Origin of the sequence: Micromonospora sp. NBC_01699 (genome assembly GCF_036250065.1) — a bacterium.
GTDB lineage: Bacteria > Actinomycetota > Actinomycetes > Mycobacteriales > Micromonosporaceae > Micromonospora_G.
Genome location: NZ_CP109199.1, coordinates 5634275 through 5651062, shown reverse-complemented (window position 1 = coordinate 5651062; position 16788 = coordinate 5634275). Strand labels below are relative to the sequence as shown.

General features: G+C 72.1%; 15 protein-coding genes. 8 read left to right on the top strand and 7 right to left on the bottom strand.

Annotated features, from left to right (window positions below):
• Positions 1-72: 72 nt before the first annotated feature.
• Complete coding sequence (locus OG792_RS22795; RefSeq protein ID WP_329102062.1) at positions 73-1587, bottom strand: aminopeptidase P family protein; 1515 nt, start codon at positions 1585-1587, stop codon at positions 73-75.
• A gap of 112 nt (positions 1588-1699) precedes the next feature.
• Between OG792_RS22795 and asnB the strand changes: the two genes are divergently transcribed.
• Positions 1700-3661: an asparagine synthase (glutamine-hydrolyzing) gene (asnB, locus tag OG792_RS22790; protein WP_329102060.1), complete on the top strand. Its 1962-nt coding sequence runs from the start codon at positions 1700-1702 to the stop codon at positions 3659-3661.
• 88 nt (positions 3662-3749) lie between these two features.
• Here the strand turns inward: asnB and OG792_RS22785 are convergent, their stop codons facing one another.
• Positions 3750-4841 (bottom strand): lytic polysaccharide monooxygenase auxiliary activity family 9 protein, encoded by a 1092-nt coding sequence (locus OG792_RS22785; RefSeq protein ID WP_329111373.1) that lies wholly within the window; start codon positions 4839-4841, stop codon positions 3750-3752.
• 443 nt (positions 4842-5284) lie between these two features.
• Here OG792_RS22785 and OG792_RS22780 point away from each other — a divergent pair, with 443 nt between their 5' ends.
• The gene (locus OG792_RS22780; RefSeq protein ID WP_329102058.1) at positions 5285-6214 is read left to right on the top strand and encodes a carbohydrate kinase family protein; all 930 of its coding nucleotides are present in this window, start codon (positions 5285-5287) and stop codon (positions 6212-6214) included.
• Positions 6215-6371: 157 nt separating this feature from the next.
• Here the strand turns inward: OG792_RS22780 and OG792_RS22775 are convergent, their stop codons facing one another.
• The 5 genes from OG792_RS22775 to OG792_RS22755 form a co-directional block, all read right to left on the bottom strand.
• On the bottom strand, positions 6372-7202 hold the full coding sequence (locus OG792_RS22775; protein WP_329102057.1) for an MBL fold metallo-hydrolase: 831 nt from the start codon (positions 7200-7202) through the stop codon (positions 6372-6374).
• Positions 7199-7603: a thioesterase family protein gene (locus OG792_RS22770; RefSeq protein WP_329102055.1), complete on the bottom strand. Its 405-nt coding sequence runs from the start codon at positions 7601-7603 to the stop codon at positions 7199-7201. The genes OG792_RS22775 and OG792_RS22770 overlap by 4 nt, the downstream gene beginning before the upstream one ends.
• An 85-nt stretch (positions 7604-7688) precedes the next feature.
• A complete protein-coding gene (locus OG792_RS22765) occupies positions 7689-9026 on the bottom strand; it encodes a PH domain-containing protein (protein ID WP_329102052.1) in 1338 nt (445 codons plus the stop codon).
• Positions 9023-9583: a PH domain-containing protein gene (locus tag OG792_RS22760; RefSeq protein ID WP_442932288.1), complete on the bottom strand. Its 561-nt coding sequence runs from the start codon at positions 9581-9583 to the stop codon at positions 9023-9025. Before OG792_RS22760 ends, OG792_RS22765 begins: the two co-directional genes overlap by 4 nt.
• A 70-nt stretch (positions 9584-9653) precedes the next feature.
• Complete coding sequence (locus OG792_RS22755; protein ID WP_442932287.1) at positions 9654-9884, bottom strand: hypothetical protein; 231 nt, start codon at positions 9882-9884, stop codon at positions 9654-9656.
• A 358-nt stretch (positions 9885-10242) separates the two neighbouring features.
• On the opposite strand from OG792_RS22755, the gene OG792_RS22750 reads away from it, so the two are divergent.
• The 6 genes from OG792_RS22750 to OG792_RS22725 all read left to right on the top strand — a co-directional run bounded on the left by OG792_RS22750 (position 10243) and on the right by OG792_RS22725 (position 16786).
• A complete protein-coding gene (locus OG792_RS22750; RefSeq protein WP_329102050.1) occupies positions 10243-11352 on the top strand; it encodes an AAA family ATPase in 1110 nt (369 codons plus the stop codon).
• A complete protein-coding gene (locus OG792_RS22745) occupies positions 11331-12362 on the top strand; it encodes a DUF58 domain-containing protein (protein ID WP_442932495.1) in 1032 nt (343 codons plus the stop codon). The genes OG792_RS22750 and OG792_RS22745 overlap by 22 nt, the downstream gene beginning before the upstream one ends.
• Positions 12359-13309: a VWA domain-containing protein gene (locus OG792_RS22740; RefSeq protein ID WP_329102048.1), complete on the top strand. Its 951-nt coding sequence runs from the start codon at positions 12359-12361 to the stop codon at positions 13307-13309. Before OG792_RS22745 ends, OG792_RS22740 begins: the two co-directional genes overlap by 4 nt.
• An 830-nt stretch (positions 13310-14139) precedes the next feature.
• A complete protein-coding gene (locus OG792_RS22735; RefSeq protein ID WP_329102047.1) occupies positions 14140-14841 on the top strand; it encodes a beta-ketoacyl-ACP reductase in 702 nt (233 codons plus the stop codon).
• A gap of 61 nt (positions 14842-14902) precedes the next feature.
• Entirely contained in the window at positions 14903-15670 is a 768-nt protein-coding gene (fabI, locus tag OG792_RS22730) for an enoyl-ACP reductase FabI (protein ID WP_329102045.1), read from the top strand.
• An 87-nt stretch (positions 15671-15757) separates the two neighbouring features.
• The gene (locus tag OG792_RS22725; RefSeq protein ID WP_329102043.1) at positions 15758-16786 is read left to right on the top strand and encodes a ferrochelatase; all 1029 of its coding nucleotides are present in this window, start codon (positions 15758-15760) and stop codon (positions 16784-16786) included.
• The last annotated feature ends 2 nt before the right edge of the window (positions 16787-16788 follow it).

Genomic DNA, 16788 nt, shown 5'->3' with positions numbered 1-16788 from the left:
CGCCGCGGGGCACGGGTCAGCCGCGCCGGGCGCCGTCGGGCCGGAGCACGGTCACCGGCAGGCCGCGCCCCCTCAGCCCGGCAGCCGGTGACCCGCCTCGCGCTGGGCGGCCAGCCAGGTCTCCACCTCGTCCGCGCGCCGGGGCAACCCGGCCGACAGGTTGACCGCGCCGGCCGCGGTGACCAGCACGTCGTCCTCGATCCGGATGCCGATCCCGCGCAGCTCCGCCGGGACCAGCTCGTCCTCGGGCTGGAAGTAGAGGCCCGGCTCGACGGTCAGCACGTAGCCCTCGCCGAGGGTGCCGTCGCGGTAGGTCTGCTTGCGGGCGTTGGAGCAGTCGTGCACGTCGATGCCGAGCATGTGCCCGAACCCGTGCAGGGTCCAGCGCCGGTAGACCGTCGAGGTCTCCTCCATTGCCTCGTCCACGCTCACCGGCAGCAGTCCCAGCTCGGACAGGCCCTCGGCGAGCACCCGCATGCAGGTCCGGTGTACGTCCTTGAAGCTCACCCCGGGCCGGATGAACTCGATCCCGGCCTGCTGGGAGGCGTACACGATGTCGTAGAGCTGGCGCTGCAACGGGGTGAAGGTGCCGGAGACCGGCAGCACCCGGGTGACGTCGGCGGTGTAGAGGTGACGGCCCTCCACCCCCATGTCCATCAGCAGCAGCTTGCCCGGCTGGGTGACACCGGTGTTGCGGATCCAGTGCAGGATCGTCGCGTGCTCGGCCGACCCGACGATCGAGCTGTAGCCGACGTCGTTGCCGTCGTGCCGGGCCCGGAGCGCGAAGATCCCCTCCAGCAGCCGTTCGGTCACCGCCCGGTCGGCCGGCAGCACCCGCGCGACGTCCTCGAAGCCGCGTACGGTGGCGTCGATCGCGTCCTGGAGCTGGGCGATCTCCCACTCGTCCTTGACCAGCTTCAGCTCGGCGATCACCGCGGCCAGCTCCCGGTCCCGGCCGAGCCGCGCCGCCGGCTGGTCGCCCGTGGCGGTCGCCGGTTCCCACGGGCGGACGGCCGCGTCGACCGAGGCGTCCAGCCCGCGCAACACCCGGGTACGCCCCGGCGCGCAGTCGGCCAGCGCGGCGGCCAGGTCGGTCAGCGGGGCGGTCTCGACACCCAGCTCGGTCGACTTCTCGGCCAGCGTGTGCCGGCGGCCCACCCACAGCTCGCCGTTGCGGCTGCGGAAGAACTCGTCGGTGTCCTTGGAGTTGCGCGGCTGGGTGTAGAGGGTCGCCTCGTGGCCGGACCCGTTCGGGCGCAGTACCAGCACGTCGTCCGGGTCGTGGTCACCGGTCAGGTACGCGAAGTCGCTGCCCGGCCGGAACGGGTAGTCGGTGTCGTTGGCCCGTACCCGTTCGGTGCCGGTCGGGATCACCAGCGTCTCGCCGGCGAACGCGGCCGAGAGGGCGGCCCGGCGCTTGGCGTAGTTGGGCACCTCGGTGCGGGGGCTCACGGCCAGGGCGGAGTCCCGCCAGCCCTCCCGCATGAACGCGAGGAACTTCTCCGGGTAGTCGGGATCGTGTGACTCGACCCGCGCCGTCTCCGCCGTGTCCTCGTTCGCCGTGTCACCGTTCCGCTCGTCGCTCATGGTCCGCTCCTCCCAGGCCCGTCCAACCTCTCAGACCGTACCGCGCAGCCGGGGTTCGGATCTCCCAGCGGTGCCGGCACACGCGCCCGGCGCGCGTGGAAAGATGACCGCCATGTGCGGACTCCTGGCCTTTTTCAGCACGCGCGGCGACGCCGGCGCGCACCGAGACGCCCTTGCCGGCGCATTGGAATGCCTGCATCACCGGGGCCCGGACGAGACCGGGGTGGAGGTCATCGCCGACCCGTCCGGTGCGCGGGCGGACGCGGTCTTCGCGCACAAGCGGTTGTCGATCATCGACGTGGCGCTCAGCCACGAACCGCTGCCCTACGCCGACGGCCGCTACCTGCTGACCTTCAACGGCGAGATCTACAACTACCTGGAACTGCGCGAGGAACTGGCCCGCGACTTCGGCGCCCGGTTCGCCACCCAGGGCGACGGCGAGGTGATCGTCGCCGGGTTCCACTACTGGGGCGAGCAGGTGCTCAACCGGTTGCGCGGCATGTTCGCGTTCGTGATCTGGGACCGGCAGGAGCGGCGGGCGTTCGGTGCCCGCGACTACTTCGGCATCAAGCCGCTGCACTACCTGGAGACCAACGACGGGGTCTATCTCGCGTCGGAGAAGAAGGCGCTGCTCCCGTTCGCGCCGGCGGCGCTCGCCGGGGACGCCGGGGTGGACGCGGCGAACCTGTCGCACTACCTGACCCTCCAGTACGTGCCCGAGCCGGGCACGCTGCACCACGGGATCCGGCGGATCGGCTCGGGCGAGTACCTGACCTGGACGCCCGGCGGCCGGATCGACGTCCGCCGGTGGTACCGGCCGGTGTTCCGCCCCGCCCCGGTCGACGACCAGCAACGGCTGTACGACCAGATCCGGGAGACGCTGCGCGAGAGCGTACGGATGCACATGCGGGCCGACGTACCGGTCGGGTCGTTCCTGTCCAGCGGGATCGACTCGACCGCGGTGGTGGCGCTGGCCAGGGAGTTCAACCCGAACATCCTGACCTTCACCGTGGGTTACGACGTGCCCGGCTACTCCGAGATCGACGTGGCCCAGGAGTCGGCCCGGCACCTCGGGGTGACCACCATCCCGACCAAGATCGGGCCGCAGGACATGATCGACGCCCTGCCGAAGATCATCTGGCACCTGGACGACCCGGTCGCCGACCCGGCCCTGGTGCCGCTCTACTTCGTGGCCAAGAAGGCCGCCGAACACGTCACCGTGGTCCTGTCCGGCGAGGGCGCGGACGAGTTCTTCGGCGGCTACACCATCTACCGCGAACCGCTCTCGCTCGGCGCGGTCAACGGCCTGCCCGGCGGCATGCAGAAGGGCCTGCGCGCGGTCTCCAGGGCGATCCCGCAGGGAGTCAAGGGCAAGAGCTTCCTGGAGCGCGGCACCACCCCGATCGAGGAGCGCTACTACGGCAACGCGCGGATGTTCACCGAGGAGGAGAAGCAGAAGCTGATGCGCCGCTACGACCCGAGCGTGCGCTACACCGACGTGACCGCGCCGATCTACGCCGAGGCCACCGAGCTCGACGACGTGACCAAGATGCAGTACATCGACCTCTACACCTGGCTGCGCGGCGACATCCTGGTCAAGGCCGACCGGATCTCGATGGCGCACTCGCTGGAGGTACGGGTGCCGTTCCTGGACCGCGAGGTGTTCGACGTCGCCGCCGGCATCCCGGTCGACCTGAAGCTGCCGCCCCGCTCCGACGCCACCAAGTACGCCATGCGCCAGGCACTGCGCAACGTGGTCCCGCCGGCCATCGTCAACCGGCGCAAGCTCGGCTTCCCGACCCCGACCCGGGTCTGGCTGCGCGGCGAGATGTACGAGTGGGCCCGGCACATCCTGTCCACCTCCGGCGCGGGCGAACTGCTCGACCTGTCGTACGCGATGCGGCTGCTGGAGGAGCACAAGCGGGAGGAGGCCGACCACTCGCGCAAGGTGTGGACCGTACTGATCTTCTGCATCTGGCACGCGATCTTCGTCGAGCGCTCGCTCGACCCGGGCATCCAGCGCAACCAGTCGGCCCTGCTCACCAAGCCGGTGGTCGGCTCGATGGTGGCCTGACCGGCGGGATCCACCGGTACGGGGTGACGGACACCGGCCGGGCCCGACGCCGATTCGGCGCCGGGCCCGGTTTTCCGTGGGGCAGGGGTTACGGACTGCTGCAACTCACCGTCGGGGCGGTGTTGGTGGCCCCGCTGCTGCCGGTGAAGCCGTACGTGGCGGTGCCGTTGGCGGCCAGGCTGCCGTTGTGACCGGCGTTGCGTACGGTCACGGCTGATCCGCTCTGGGTCAGGGTGCCGTTCCAGAGGTTGGCGATCGTCTGACCGTTCGCCCAGGTCCAGCTGGTGGTCCAGCCACTGAGCGCCGACGTGCCGGTGTTGCGTACCGTGACCTCGCTCTGGAAGCCCCCGGACCAACTGCCGGTCACCCGGTAGGTGGCCGTACAGCCGGCGGTGCCCGGCGGCGGGGTGGTCGGGTTCGGCGGCGGCGTCGTGGGGTTCGGCGGCGGGGTGGTCGGGTTCGGCGGGGGCGTGGTCGGGTTCGGCGGCGGGGTGGTCGGGTTCGGCGGGTTGGAACCGCCCGGTCCGACCCCGGTGACCTCGCCGTTGCCGCCGTCGAAGACCACGTCCGAGCAGCCGAAGAAGTTCTCCTGGCTGTCCGAGCGCACCCAGCGGGAGTAGATGATGTGCCGGCCGCTCTTGCCGGTCGGCAGCTGCCCGCTGAAGTAGTAGTGCCCCTCGTTGGTGCCGACCCCGCCACTCTGCGGCGGGTTGGTCACCGTCAGGAACGGCTCCTCAAGGTCACTCCAGGCCAGCGCCCGGGTCGGGCTCCAGCTGTTCTTCGTCACGTAGAAGTAGAACGTGCCCGGGTGGTGGGCCCAGTTGCTGTACTTGAAGTTGAAGTTCCCACCGGCGGTCAGGTGGGTCAGCGGCCAGTCGTTGCGGGCCAGGTTGTAGCCGCTGAAGCTGGCGTTGCCGCCGCTGCACAACTGTCCGTCGGAGACGAAGCCGGTGGTCCGGCCGCCCGCGTCGGAGCGCAGCACACTGAACCAGTTGTAGAGCGAGTTGGCCCCGCTCTGGTTGACCGCGGCGGCACAGGCCGGGTTGTTGGGCTGGATGTCGCCGCGCGGGCTGAGCCCGTCCTTCCAACACAGGAAGGTACGACTGCCGGGCGCCATGGCGGCACCGTGGGCGAACGCCGCGGTGGGCGTCACCACCGTGACGATGCCGGCGGTGAGCATGGCCGCGGCGGCGAACACCGCGACTCTGCGGAAGGGTTTCACCGAGCACTCCTTAATGAGGGCTAGAGCCGCAGGCGGGTGGGTACGCCGGTGCTGCGGACTGCCAGCGGGTCCCGCAGGCTGCGGGTACCCGGGTCGGACACCCGGTCGTGGTGTCGCGGAAGCCGCTCGCGGTGCTGACGGGAGAACGCGCGGCGGGCAGGCGGCGACACAACGCTGCGTCCGATCACGGACGGGTGTGCTGCTCGCGTGGCCCCTGGCGGCATCCGGCACAGCGCGTTAGCCCCCGCGCTGTCCCGGTACGCGCCAGTGCATCACGGATCCGCGCCCGATGCAATAGGCAGACGTCGATAGGTCCGCCGGTTCACCGGACGCCGTTGACCCCACCGCACCCCGACCCGGCATGCTGTCCGGGCAGGATCCGGCGGCAAGGGAGAAAACCCATGGGGTACGCGGTGGTGCTCGGCGAGGCGCTGGTCGACCTCCTCGACGGGCGGGCCGACGGGGAACCGGTCTACCGTCAGGCGATCGGCGGCGCGCCGCTGAACGTCGCCGTCGGGGTGGCCCGGCTCGGCGCCCCGGTGGAGTTCGTCGGGTCGGTCGGCGACGACGTACTCGCCGGACGGATCCGTGACTTCCTGCGCGAGCGCGGCGTGGGGCAGCGCGGGGTGGTGACCGTACCGGTGCCGACCACCCTCGCCGTCGCCACCTTCGCCGGGGCCGAACCCGATTTTCGCTTCTACGGTGAACCACCGTCGTACGGGCTACTGGACGCCGACGCGCTCGACCCGGCCCTGATCGGCGGGGCGGCGGTGCTCTACTGCGGCTCGATCGCCCTGCTCCGGCCACCGGTGCTGGCCGCCGCCCGGCGGGCCTGGTCGCTGACCGCCGGCCGGCGGGTCTTCGATCCGAACGTACGGCCCCGGCTGCTGCCCGACCCGGCCGCGCTGGACGGGTTCCGGGCGGTGGTGGCCGAGTTCGCCGCCACCGCCGACCTGGTGAAGCTGAGCGCGGCCGACGCCGAGTTGCTCTACCCCGGCGAGCCGCTGGACCGGGTGGCGGGCCGGCTGCGGGCGCTCGGCGCCGGTGCGGTCGTGGTCACCCGTGGACCGGCTGGTGCGCTGGTCGCCGCCGGGGCGGAGCCGGTGGAGGTGCCCGCGCCGGCGGTACGCGCGGTCGACGCCACCGGCGCCGGTGACTCCGTCATGGCCGCTCTCGTCGCCGACCTGCTCCTGGCCGGCCCACCCACACCGGACGGCTGGCCGGCGCGAGTCGCGTACGCCCTCCGGGTCGCCGCCCTGGTCTGCGAGGCCCCCGGCGGAGCCGTCGCCATGCCAACCCGAGCCCAGGTAACCGCCCGCTTCCCGGAGTAGCCCCGCCCCCGGACCCCCACCACCGTGACCCCCACCGCCGTGACCCCCACCGCCGTTGATCTAGGGCATATGGTGGTGTTTGAAGATCAACTCACCTGTATTTGCCCTAGATCGACGAGGTGGCGGGTGGGGGGAGGGGAGGGGAGGGGGGTGGGGGTCAGGTGTCGCCGGAGAGGGCTGCGTAGCCGAGGTGGATCGCGGGCATTGTTGCCGTTGGGGTGAAGGGGGCTCGTGCTGCTACTCGTTCGGGCGGGGCGCCGTCGGCGTGCCCGTCACGGATCAGCCAGGCCAGGGTGGAGAGCTGCTCGTGCTGGGCGCGTACGCCGTCGACGCCGAACACCGCACCGTGCCCCGGCACGATCACGGTGCGCGGGCCGGCGAGTCGGAGCAGTTCCGCCACGGTTTCCGGCCACTCCAGCGGGTAGCTGTCGTAGAACGACGGCGGGCCGCTGGACTCGACCAGGTCACCGGCCACCAGCAGGTCGGCGTCGGGCACCTCGACGACCAGGTCGCCGTCGGTGTGGCCACGGCCGAGGTGGCGCAGGACCACCGTCCGGCCGCCGATGTCCAGGGTGGACTCCAGGTGCACCGGGTGGGTGGGCGCGAGGATCGTGGTCCGGAGCAGTTCGGCGGCGAGCAGCGGCTCGGCGTCGCGCATCTCGTCGTACGCCTGCTGTCGCACCAGCTCGGGTTGCTCCCGCAGCCGGGCCGCGGCGGCCCGGTGGGCGTAGATCGGCCGGGCCGGCTCGCCGGCCAGGGTGGCGTTGCCGAAGCAGTGGTCGAAGTGGTGGTGGGTGTTGACCAGCGTCCACGGGTACGGCGTGATCGCCCGCGCCGCGACGGCCAGCTCCCCCGCCTGGGCCGCGTTCGACAACGTGTCCACCAGCAGCGCCTCGCCGTCACCGACCACCAGGGTCACGTTGACGTCGAGTGCCGGCTGGCGCAGCAGGTAGACCCGCTCGCCGATCTCCTCGAATCCGCTGCTCATGGTGTCCGCGACGCCCTCTCCACGAACCGGAGCCGGTCGACCAGCGCCCGCTCCACCCGGCCGTGGGCCACGGTGGCCGAGCCGTCGGTCACGCTTACGTCGAAGTGCAGCCGCCGGCCGCTGACCTCGGTCAGCCGGGCCTGGGCGACGACGGTCCGGCCGACCGGGGTGGGCACCGTGTGGTCCAGTTCCACCCGCAGGCCCACCGTGGTCATGCCGGGCAGCATCCCGGCCGCGGTCGCCGCCACCGTGGCCGCCTCGGCCAGCGCCAGCACCCTCGGCGTGCCGAGCACCGGTACGTCGCCGGAGCCGACCGCCAGGGCGGTGTCGGCGTCGCTCACGGTGAGTTCAACCCGGCCGGTCAGGCCGGGTGCGAAGCCGGAATCCGGCGGTTGTCCCATGCTTGCAGCTTAGGCGGTGCCCCGGCCCAGGATGATCGGCATCGCGACCGATCCCGCTCGGCCGTCCCCGCTCAGCCGATCCTGCTCAGCCGGCGCCGCGGGCGGTGCGGGCGCGGGTGGTGAGTTCGGCGGCCAGCGCCCACGCCTCGGCCAGGTCCCGGTCCAGCGCCGCGGCACCCGCCCCGCCGGCGGTGTCGGCGTGTACGGTCGCCAACCGCAGCCGCCGCTGCACCGGCCCCTGCACCACCCGCACGCTCTGGATCCGCGCGTACGGCACCACGACGAGTTGCCGGGTCAGCAGCCCGTGCCGGACGGCGAACACCCGGTCGGTCAGCCCGGCACCGAGCACCGGCTGGGCCAGCGGGTGCACCCAGCGGGCCCGCCGGGGCGGTGGCGGCAACGCCACCCTGAGATCCACTCCCGGCAGCACCTCAGCCATGATCATCTGTGCGGTCGGCAGGTCACCCACCGGCAGCAGCTGGTCCGCCCGCTGGCTCGCGTCCGCGTCCGTGGAGAAACCGGCCACCTCCAGCCGCAGCCGCAGCCAGCCCTTCATCCGCCAGAGCAGCGGCCAGGTCGCCCCGACCGCCTGCAACCGGTCCAGCGGCACGGTCTGCGCGCGGGTCTCCAGCAGGCCGTGCCGTACCCGCAGGCCGGCGTCGTCACGGGCGAGCTGGAAACTCCAGTCGGCGAGCACCCGGCGCAGCGGTTGCAGCAGCACCCCGGCCATCGCGGTCAGCGTGCTGGCCACCGCGATGAACGACCACGACCCCTCGGAGAGGAACTGGACCACGACGAACGCCACCCCGAACGGGAGCAGCATCGCCTGCGGGGTGAGCAGCTGACTGACCAGCAGGTCCCGGTTGACCACCGAGACCAGGTGCCGGCGGGTCGGCTCGACCGGTGGGCCCACCTCCGCCGGCTCCGCACCGGGCTGGGCCGGTGCCGGCGTACGGGCGGCCAGGCCGAGCAGCCGTTCCCGCAGCGCCACCGCGTCGGCCACCGCCACGTACGCCAGCGGCGCCTCCGTCTTGCCGCCGCCGACCACCTCCAGCCGCAGTTCGGCCAGGCCGGTGAGCTGCGCGAGCAGTGGACGGACCACCTCGACGGACTGGAGCCGCTCCAGCGGGATCGCCCGGGTACGCCGCCACAGCAGGCCCTCGTGGATCCGCAGTTCCCGGCCGACCACGTGATAACCGGTGTTGTACCAGCTCACCAGGGAGAGTACGACCGCACCGAGCAGCAGCACCGCCACCATGCCGGCGTACCAGCCGACGCCGACCCGGCCCAGGGTCTGCCAGGAGAGCGCGGCGACGATCACCACCAGGGAGTTGGCGCCGTGCAGCAGCGGACTCAGTGGATGCAGCCGCTGCCGGGGCTCCTCGACCGCCACCTGTTCACCGGTCTGCGGCGGCTCGGTCACAGGCCCTCCGCGCGGTCTTCGCCGAGCGCGGTGAGCCGGTCCCGCAGCCGGGACGCCTCGGCCGGGCGCAGCCCCGGCACCCGGGCGTCGCTCGCCGCGGCGGCGGTGTGCAGCTGCACGGTGGCCAGGTCGAAGGCGCGTTCCAGCGGACCGGCGCTGACGTCGACGAACTGCATCCGGGCGTACGGTACGATCGACAACCGGCGGACCAGCAGGCCGTGCCGGACCAGCAGGTCGTGGTCGCGCTCGGCGTACCCCCAGGCGTGTACGGCCCGGACGATGGCGATGGCCCGCCAGCCGGTGAGCAGCCCGGCGAGGCCGAAGGCGAGCCCGAACAGCCAGTGGCCGGTCAACGCCCAGCCGACGCCGAGCCCGGCGAGCACCAGCGTCATGCCGGCGGCGAGCCGCAGCAGCTCGACCCAGATCAGGTCACTAGAGACCGGCTGCCAACTCACGGTCTCCGGCCACGGCTCCAACGGGCTGCTCGGACCGGCCGGTTGGGGGGTGCCGGGATGGTTCGCCGGGTCACCCGGTTCGGGTGCGCCGGGGTAGCTCACCGCGTCACCCGGCCGGGCCGGTGACCGCCGCGAACCGTGGCATCGCACCGGAGGAGATCGCTTCGCTCGCTCACGGGTCGAGCGTAGGCGATGGGTCCATCGGTGCCACGTCGCGCAGGAATCCGCGCGCGTCCAGGAAGTCGCCGAGGCTCTGTCGATGTTCGGCACAGGCGAGCCAGGTCTTGCGCCGCTGGGCGTCGTGCAGCCGGGGATTGTTCCAGCGCAGCGCCCAGACCGCGGTCGCCCGGCAACCCTTGGCCGAGCAGACCGGGATCATCGGGGACGGCTCGGAGTCGGTCACCCGGCGAGTGTACGTACGCCCAATGACCGGTACCGCGAAGCGCGGTAACCGGCTCGTCGAGAGGAAGGCGCCCGGAGCCGACACGGGCATTAAAATCGCCGGGCGACCACGGGGGGAGCCGCCCGGCGACGGCTGAATCGTACACGTCACCTGCCCGGTCGTGTCTACCCGTGCGCGACGTTTCGTGTGCCGTCGCTGGACGGTGACACCGGCCGCGCGACGGCCGCGACGACCCCGCAGCGCCCGGTGCGCGATAAAACGTCTTCTCGCCACCCGGTCTCTCAGCCGGACGTGCGAGGCTTGGTGCGGCAGTCCCTCGCCGAACCAATCGATCACGCGACCCCGCTGTGGAGGACCGGTGGCCCAGCCGATTACGCCCGATGCACCGACACCGACCGAATCCGTCAACGGCGGTCCCGCCAAGGGAACCACGCCGGCGGAGGACGCGACCCTGCTCGAACGCGCGTTGTTCGAGGTCAAGCGGGTGATCGTGGGGCAGGACCGGATGGTGGAGCGGATGTTCGTCGCCCTGCTCGCCCGCGGGCACTGCCTCCTGGAGGGGGTGCCCGGGGTGGCCAAGACCCTGGCGGTGGAGACCCTCGCCAAGGTCGTCGGTGGCACCTTCTCCCGGGTCCAGTTCACCCCGGACCTGGTGCCGGCGGACATCGTCGGCACCCGGATCTACCGGCAGTCGAGCGAGAAGTTCGACGTCGAACTCGGCCCGGTATTCGTCAACTTCCTGCTCGCCGACGAGATCAACCGGGCGCCGGCCAAGGTGCAGTCGGCGCTGCTGGAGGTGATGTCCGAACAGCAGGTGTCGATCGGCGGTCAGACCCATCGGGTGCCGAACCCGTTCCTGGTCATGGCCACCCAGAACCCGATCGAGCAGGAGGGCGTCTATCCGCTGCCCGAGGCGCAGCGCGACCGGTTCCTGATGAAGATCCTGGTGGGCTACCCGACCGACGCCGAGGAACGCGAGATCGTCTACCGGATGGGGGTCAGCCCACCGGAGCCGGTCGCGGTGTTCAGCCCGACCGAACTCATCGCCCTGCAACGCAAGGCCGACCAGGTGTTCGTGCACAACGCGCTGGTCGACTACACCGTACGGCTGGTGCTGGCCACCCGTACCCCGGCGGAGCACGGGATGCCGGACGTGGCGCAGCTCATCCAGTACGGCGCCAGCCCGCGCGCCTCGCTCGGCATCGTCCGGGCCACCCGCGCCCTGGCCCTGCTGCGCGGGCGGGACTACGCGCTGCCGCAGGACGTGCAGGACATCGCCCCGGACATCCTGCGCCACCGGCTGGTGCTCAGTTACGACGCGCTCGCCGACGACGTGCCCGCCGACCACATCGTCGGCCGGGTGATGTCCACGATCCCGCTGCCCTCGGTCACCCCCCGGCAGAACGCCGTCCCGGCACCGCCGACCTCCGCCCAACCGGCCGGTGCCTGGCCAGGACGGTTGCCGTGACGCCTGCCGCCGCCGGACCGGCGACGTCGGGCCCCGGATCGGCGGTTGCCGCGGCCACCTCGGCCCGGGCCGAGGCGGTGCTGTCCCGGTTGCAACTGCTGGTCACCCGCAAACTCGACGGCCTGCTACAGGGTGACTACGTCGGCCTGCTGCCGGGGCCGGGCAGCGAGGCGGGGGAGTCCCGGGAGTACCGGCCGGGCGACGACGTACGCCGGATGGACTGGCCGGTGACGGCCAGGACCACCCTGCCGCACGTGCGCCGTACGGTCGCCGACCGGGAACTGGAGACCTGGCTGGCGGTGGACCTGTCGGCCAGCCTCGACTTCGGCACCGGGCAGTGGCTCAAGCGGGACCTGGTGGTCGCGGCGGTCGCGGCGGTCGCGCACCTGACCGTACGCGGCGGGAACCGGATCGGCGCGGTGGTCGGCACCGGCGGCGTCGGCGGGATCACCCGTCCGGTGGCGGGCCGGGCCGGGGCGGGCACCGACCAGCCGAACGTGCTGCGGCTGCCGGCCCGACCCGGCCGCAAGGAGGCGCAGGGCCTGTTGCGGGCGATCGCGCACACCGAGATCAGGCCGGGGCGCAGCGATCTCGGCGCCCTGGTCGACATGCTCAACCGGCCGCCGCGCCGCCGGGGTGTGGCGGTGGTCATCTCCGACTTCCTCGCCCCGCCGGAACAGTGGGGTCGGCCGGTGCGCAAGCTCGCCGTCCGGCACGACGTGCTGGCGATCGAGGTGGTGGATCCGCGCGAGTTGGAGCTGCCCGACGTCGGGGTGCTCGCGCTGGTCGACCCGGAAACCGGCGACCTGCACGAGGTGCAGACCGCCGATCCCCGACTGCGGCGACGGTACGCCGAAGCCGCGTCGGCCCAACGGGCGGCGATCGCCCACCAGTTGCGGGCCGCCGGGGCGGCGCACCTGCGGCTGCGGACCGATTCAGACTGGCTGCTGGACATGGTGCGTTTTGTCGCCGCGCAGCGGCACGCACGTACCAGGGGGACGACTCGATGATCCGTTTCTTGCAACCGCTGTGGCTGCTGGCGCTGCTGCCGGTGCTCGCCGTCGCCGGTGCGTACGTCTGGCGGCAGCTGCACCGCCGCGAGTACGCCGTCCGGTTCACCAATGTGGACCTGCTGCGCACCCTGGCGCCGAAGGGCCTGGGCTGGCGCCGGCACGCCGCCGCCAGCGCGTTCCTGATCAGCCTGGCGATCCTGGCCACCGCGATGGCGCGACCGTCGATCGACACCGAGGAGCCGCTGGAGCGGGCCACGGTGATGCTCGCCATCGACGTGTCGCTGTCGATGGAGGCCGACGACGTGGCGCCGAACCGGCTGGAGGCGGCTCAGGAGGCGGCGAAGCAGTTCGTCGCCGAGCTGCCGCCGACGTACAACCTGGGGTTGGTGGCGTTCGCCAAGTCGGCGAACGTGCTGGTGCCGCCGTCGAAGGACCGACCGGCGGTGACCCAGGCGATCGACGGGCTGGTGCTGGCCGAGGCGACCGCGACCGGTGAGGCGGTCTTCACCTCGCTGGAGGCGATCCGGTCGGTGCCGGCCGACGGTGCGTCGGGCATTCCGCCGGCCCGGATCGTGCTGCTCTCCGACGGGTTCCGGACCTCGGGCCGGTCGGTGGAGGAGGCGGCCGCGGCGGCGCAGGCGGCGAACGTACCGGTGTCGACCATCGCCTTCGGCACCGATTCCGGTCAGGTCGACATCGGCGGACAGGTCCAGCGGGTGCCGGTGGACCGGATGGCCCTGGCGCAGCTCGCGGAGACCACCCGGGGCTTCTTCTACGAGGCCGCGTCGGTGACCGAGTTGAAGCAGGTCTACCAGGACATGGGCTCGTCGATCGGGTTCCGCACCGAACCCCGCGAGGTGACCCAGTGGTACGCCGGGTTCGCCCTGCTGTTCGCGCTCTGTGCGGCGGCGATGAGTCTGCTGTGGACGTCCCGGCTGCCCTGACGGAGTGGTCCGTACCGGGCCGGTCGACCGTTACCGGTCGGCTGGCCCGTCGTCGTTGCGGCGGCCCCGGTCGGGGGCGTGGAGCCGGGCGGACCGTCGACCGGTCAGGGCGTGCTGCTGACCAGGACGAACAGGACCAATACCCACATAGCGGCGAGGGTGAAGCCCAGTGGGGCGACAAAACGGTGCATGGCGTGACTCCCCGGTGGCGGCTCAGACGGCCCGTGCCGGCACGATCGGGCCGGCGGGGCCTTGAGGAAAAGGACGCACACACGAAGTCGTGACCGGGCGGCTCCACGCACCCCGGCGCCGATCGGCGACGGGGCTCGCACCACACTGCGTCCACCTCCGGCGACTGCCGGGGTGGACGGGGTCGGTGCGAGAAGCGGGGCTGGGTCAGTTCACCGGCTGAGTCGTGGCTCAGCGGGGCTGACGAGCGGCCCGGCCACGACTGGGAGGATCGCTACTTCGCACAGCGATCACCTCCACCTGTCGAACCGGACCGGAACGCAACGATCGTACACCCGCCCCGGGGCGGGATGAATTCAGCCGATCATCCGGTCCGTGCCCTCGATCCTGAGCGGACTTCGGCGCGGGCTCCGACCGGTCGTCCCGCTCGGGTGGGATCCTGCTCGTCGTACCCCGGTATGAGCTACCGGGGTCGGGGCGGTACCGGGCCCGGCGTGCCGCATCCCGGTCTGACCTGGCCCGCGTTACTGCTTACCTACCGGTAGCGCCTAATCTCCAACCCGCACCACCCGTGCCGGGAACGGGATCACGCACCACCGGTACGTCGAGCAGGTCCGTACGCAGAGCAAGGGGGAGAGACCATGGCCCGCACCGTGCTGGTGACCGGGGGCAACCGCGGCATCGGTTTGGCCATCGCGCAGGCGTTCGCCAAGCAGGGCGACCGGGTGGCGGTCACCTACCGGGGCACCCCCCCGGCCGGCTTCTTCGGCGTCCAGTGCGACGTCACCGACAGCGCGGCCGTCGACGCCGCCTTCACCGCGGTGGAGGCCGAGTTCGGCCCGGTCGAGGTGCTGGTCGCCAACGCCGGCATCACCAAGGACACGCTGCTGATGCGGATGTCCGAGGAACAGTTCACCGACGTGGTCGACACCAACCTGACCGGCGCGTTCCGGTGCGCGAAGCGGGCGGCCACCAAGATGGTCCGGGCCCGCTGGGGACGGATGATCTTCATTTCGTCGGTCGTCGGCCTGGCCGGCAACCCCGGTCAGGTGAACTACGCGGCCAGCAAGGCCGGTCTGGTCGGCGTCGCCCGTTCGATCACCCGCGAGCTGGGCAGCCGCAACATCACCGCGAACGTGGTCGCCCCCGGTTTCGTCGACACCGACATGACCGCCGAACTGTCGGAGGACCTCAAGGCGACGTTCCGCAAGACCGTGCCGCTCGGCCGGTTCGCCTCCCCGGACGAGGTCGCCTCCGTGGTCACCTGGCTGGCCGGCGACGCCGCCGGCTACGTCACCGGCGCGGTCATCCCGGTCGACGGCGGCCTCGGCATGGGCCACTGAGCCGTACGCGCTGCGCTCGGCCCGCGTCACATCACGTACACAACCTATGGAGGAGCTACACGTGTCTGGACTCCTGGCCGGTAAGCGGCTGCTCGTCACCGGTGTCATCACCGACCAGTCGATCGCCTTCTCGGTGGCGAAGCTCGCCCAGGAGAACGGCGCGACCGTCGTACTCACCGGGTTCGGGCGGATGTCGCTGGTCGAGCGGATCGCCAAGCGGCTGCCCGAACCGGCGCCGGTGATCGAGCTGGACGTAACCAGCGGCGAACAGCTGGCCGGCCTCGCCGACCGGGTACGCGAGCACGTCGACGGGCTGGACGGCGTGGTGCACTCGATCGGCTTCGCACCCGCGAGCTGCCTCGGCGGCGGCTTCCTCGACGCCCCCTGGGAGGACGTGGCCACCGCGCTGCACGTCTCCACGTACTCGTACAAGTCGCTGGCGATGGCGGCGCTGCCGCTGATGTCGGCCGGCGGCTCGGTGGTCGGGCTCACCTTCGACGCCACCAAGGCGTGGCCGGTCTACGACTGGATGGGTGTGGCCAAGGCCGGGCTGGAGTCCGCGTCCCGCTACCTGGCGCTGCACCTGGGCCCGAAGGGGATCCGCAGCAACCTGGTGTCGGCCGGCCCGCTGCGCACCATGGCGGCCAGGTCGATCCCCGGCTTCGAGCAGTTCGAGACCGCCTGGGCCGAACGTGCCCCGCTCGGCTGGGACCTGACCGACCAGGAGCCGGCCGCGCGGGCCTGCCTGGCGCTGCTCTCCGACTGGTTCCCGGCCACCACCGGCGAGATCGTGCACGTCGACGGCGGCTACCACGCCCTCGGCGCCTGAGTCGTCCGGCGGGGCTCCGGGTGGCCGCGCTCGCGGTGACCCGGGGTCCTGCCACGGCGCGGACCCGACCGCGCGAGAATATGTTTCATGGCGTACGACGCACTGCTGCTGGTCGGATTCGGCGGCCCGGAACGGCCGGACGACGTGTTGCCGTTCCTGGCGAACGTGACCCGTGGACGCGGGGTGCCGCCGGAGCGGCTGGCCGCGGTCGCCGAGCACTACCGGCACTTCGGCGGCGTGTCCCCGATCAACCAGCAGAACCGGGACCTGCTCGCGGCGATCCGCGCCGACTTCGCCGCCAACGGCGTCGACCTGCCGGTCTACTGGGGCAACCGGAACTGGCACCCGCTGCTCGCCGACACCGTGGCGCAGATGCGCGCCGACGGGGTCGGCACCGCCCTCGCCTTCGTCACCAGCGCCTACGGCGGCTACTCCTCCTGCCGGCAGTACCAGGAGGACCTGGTCGCCGCCCGCTCGGCGGTCGGGCCGGAGGCGCCGATGATCGACAAGCTGCGCCAGTTCTGGGACCACCCCGGCTTCGTCGAGCCGCACGCCGACGCGGTCCGGACCGCGCTGGCCGAACTCGACCCGGCCCGCCGGGCCAGCACCCGACTGGTCTTCACCGCCCACTCGGTGCCCACCGCGATGGCCGCCGCCGCCGGACCCCAGGGCGGGCGGTACGAGGCACAGCTGCGCGAGACCGCCCGACTGGTCGCCGGGATCGCCGCCCCGGACCTGCCGTACGACCTGGTGTGGCAGAGCCGGTCCGGCCCGCCGCACGTGCCGTGGCTGGAGCCGGACATCAACGACCACCTGGCGGTGCTGGCCGCCGACGGGGTCAGCTCGGTGGTGGTGAGCCCGATCGGGTTCGTCTCCGACCACCTTGAGGTGGTGTGGGACCTGGACACCGAGGCCGCCGCGACGGCCAAACAGCTCGGGCTGGACTACGTACGGGCCGGCACCCCCGGCACCGATCCCCGCTTCGTCAGCATGGTGCGCGAGCTGGTCATCGAGCGGGTTAACCCGCCGGATACGTCGCCGCGACGCCGCCTGGGTACGCTCCCGGTCTGGGACACCTGCCCGGCGGGCTGTTGCGTGCCGGCCCGTCGACCCTGACC

Bases quoted from the DNA above. Each gene is read 5' to 3' on its own strand.
- OG792_RS22735 (WP_329102047.1), top strand. From the start codon at position 14,140: ATGGCCCGCACCGTGCTGGTGACCGGGGGCAACCGCGGCATCGGTTTG.
- OG792_RS22775 (WP_329102057.1), bottom strand. From the start codon at position 7,202: ATGAGCAGCGGATTCGAGGAGATCGGCGAGCGGGTCTACCTGCTGCGC.
- OG792_RS22725 (WP_329102043.1), top strand. From the start codon at position 15,758: ATGGCGTACGACGCACTGCTGCTGGTCGGATTCGGCGGCCCGGAACGG.
- OG792_RS22740 (WP_329102048.1), top strand. From the start codon at position 12,359: ATGATCCGTTTCTTGCAACCGCTGTGGCTGCTGGCGCTGCTGCCGGTG.
- asnB (WP_329102060.1), top strand. From the start codon at position 1,700: ATGTGCGGACTCCTGGCCTTTTTCAGCACGCGCGGCGACGCCGGCGCG.
- OG792_RS22795 (WP_329102062.1), bottom strand. From the start codon at position 1,587: ATGAGCGACGAGCGGAACGGTGACACGGCGAACGAGGACACGGCGGAG.
- OG792_RS22770 (WP_329102055.1), bottom strand. From the start codon at position 7,603: ATGGGACAACCGCCGGATTCCGGCTTCGCACCCGGCCTGACCGGCCGG.
- OG792_RS22785 (WP_329111373.1), bottom strand. From the start codon at position 4,841: ATGCTCACCGCCGGCATCGTCACGGTGGTGACGCCCACCGCGGCGTTC.
- OG792_RS22780 (WP_329102058.1), top strand. From the start codon at position 5,285: ATGGGGTACGCGGTGGTGCTCGGCGAGGCGCTGGTCGACCTCCTCGAC.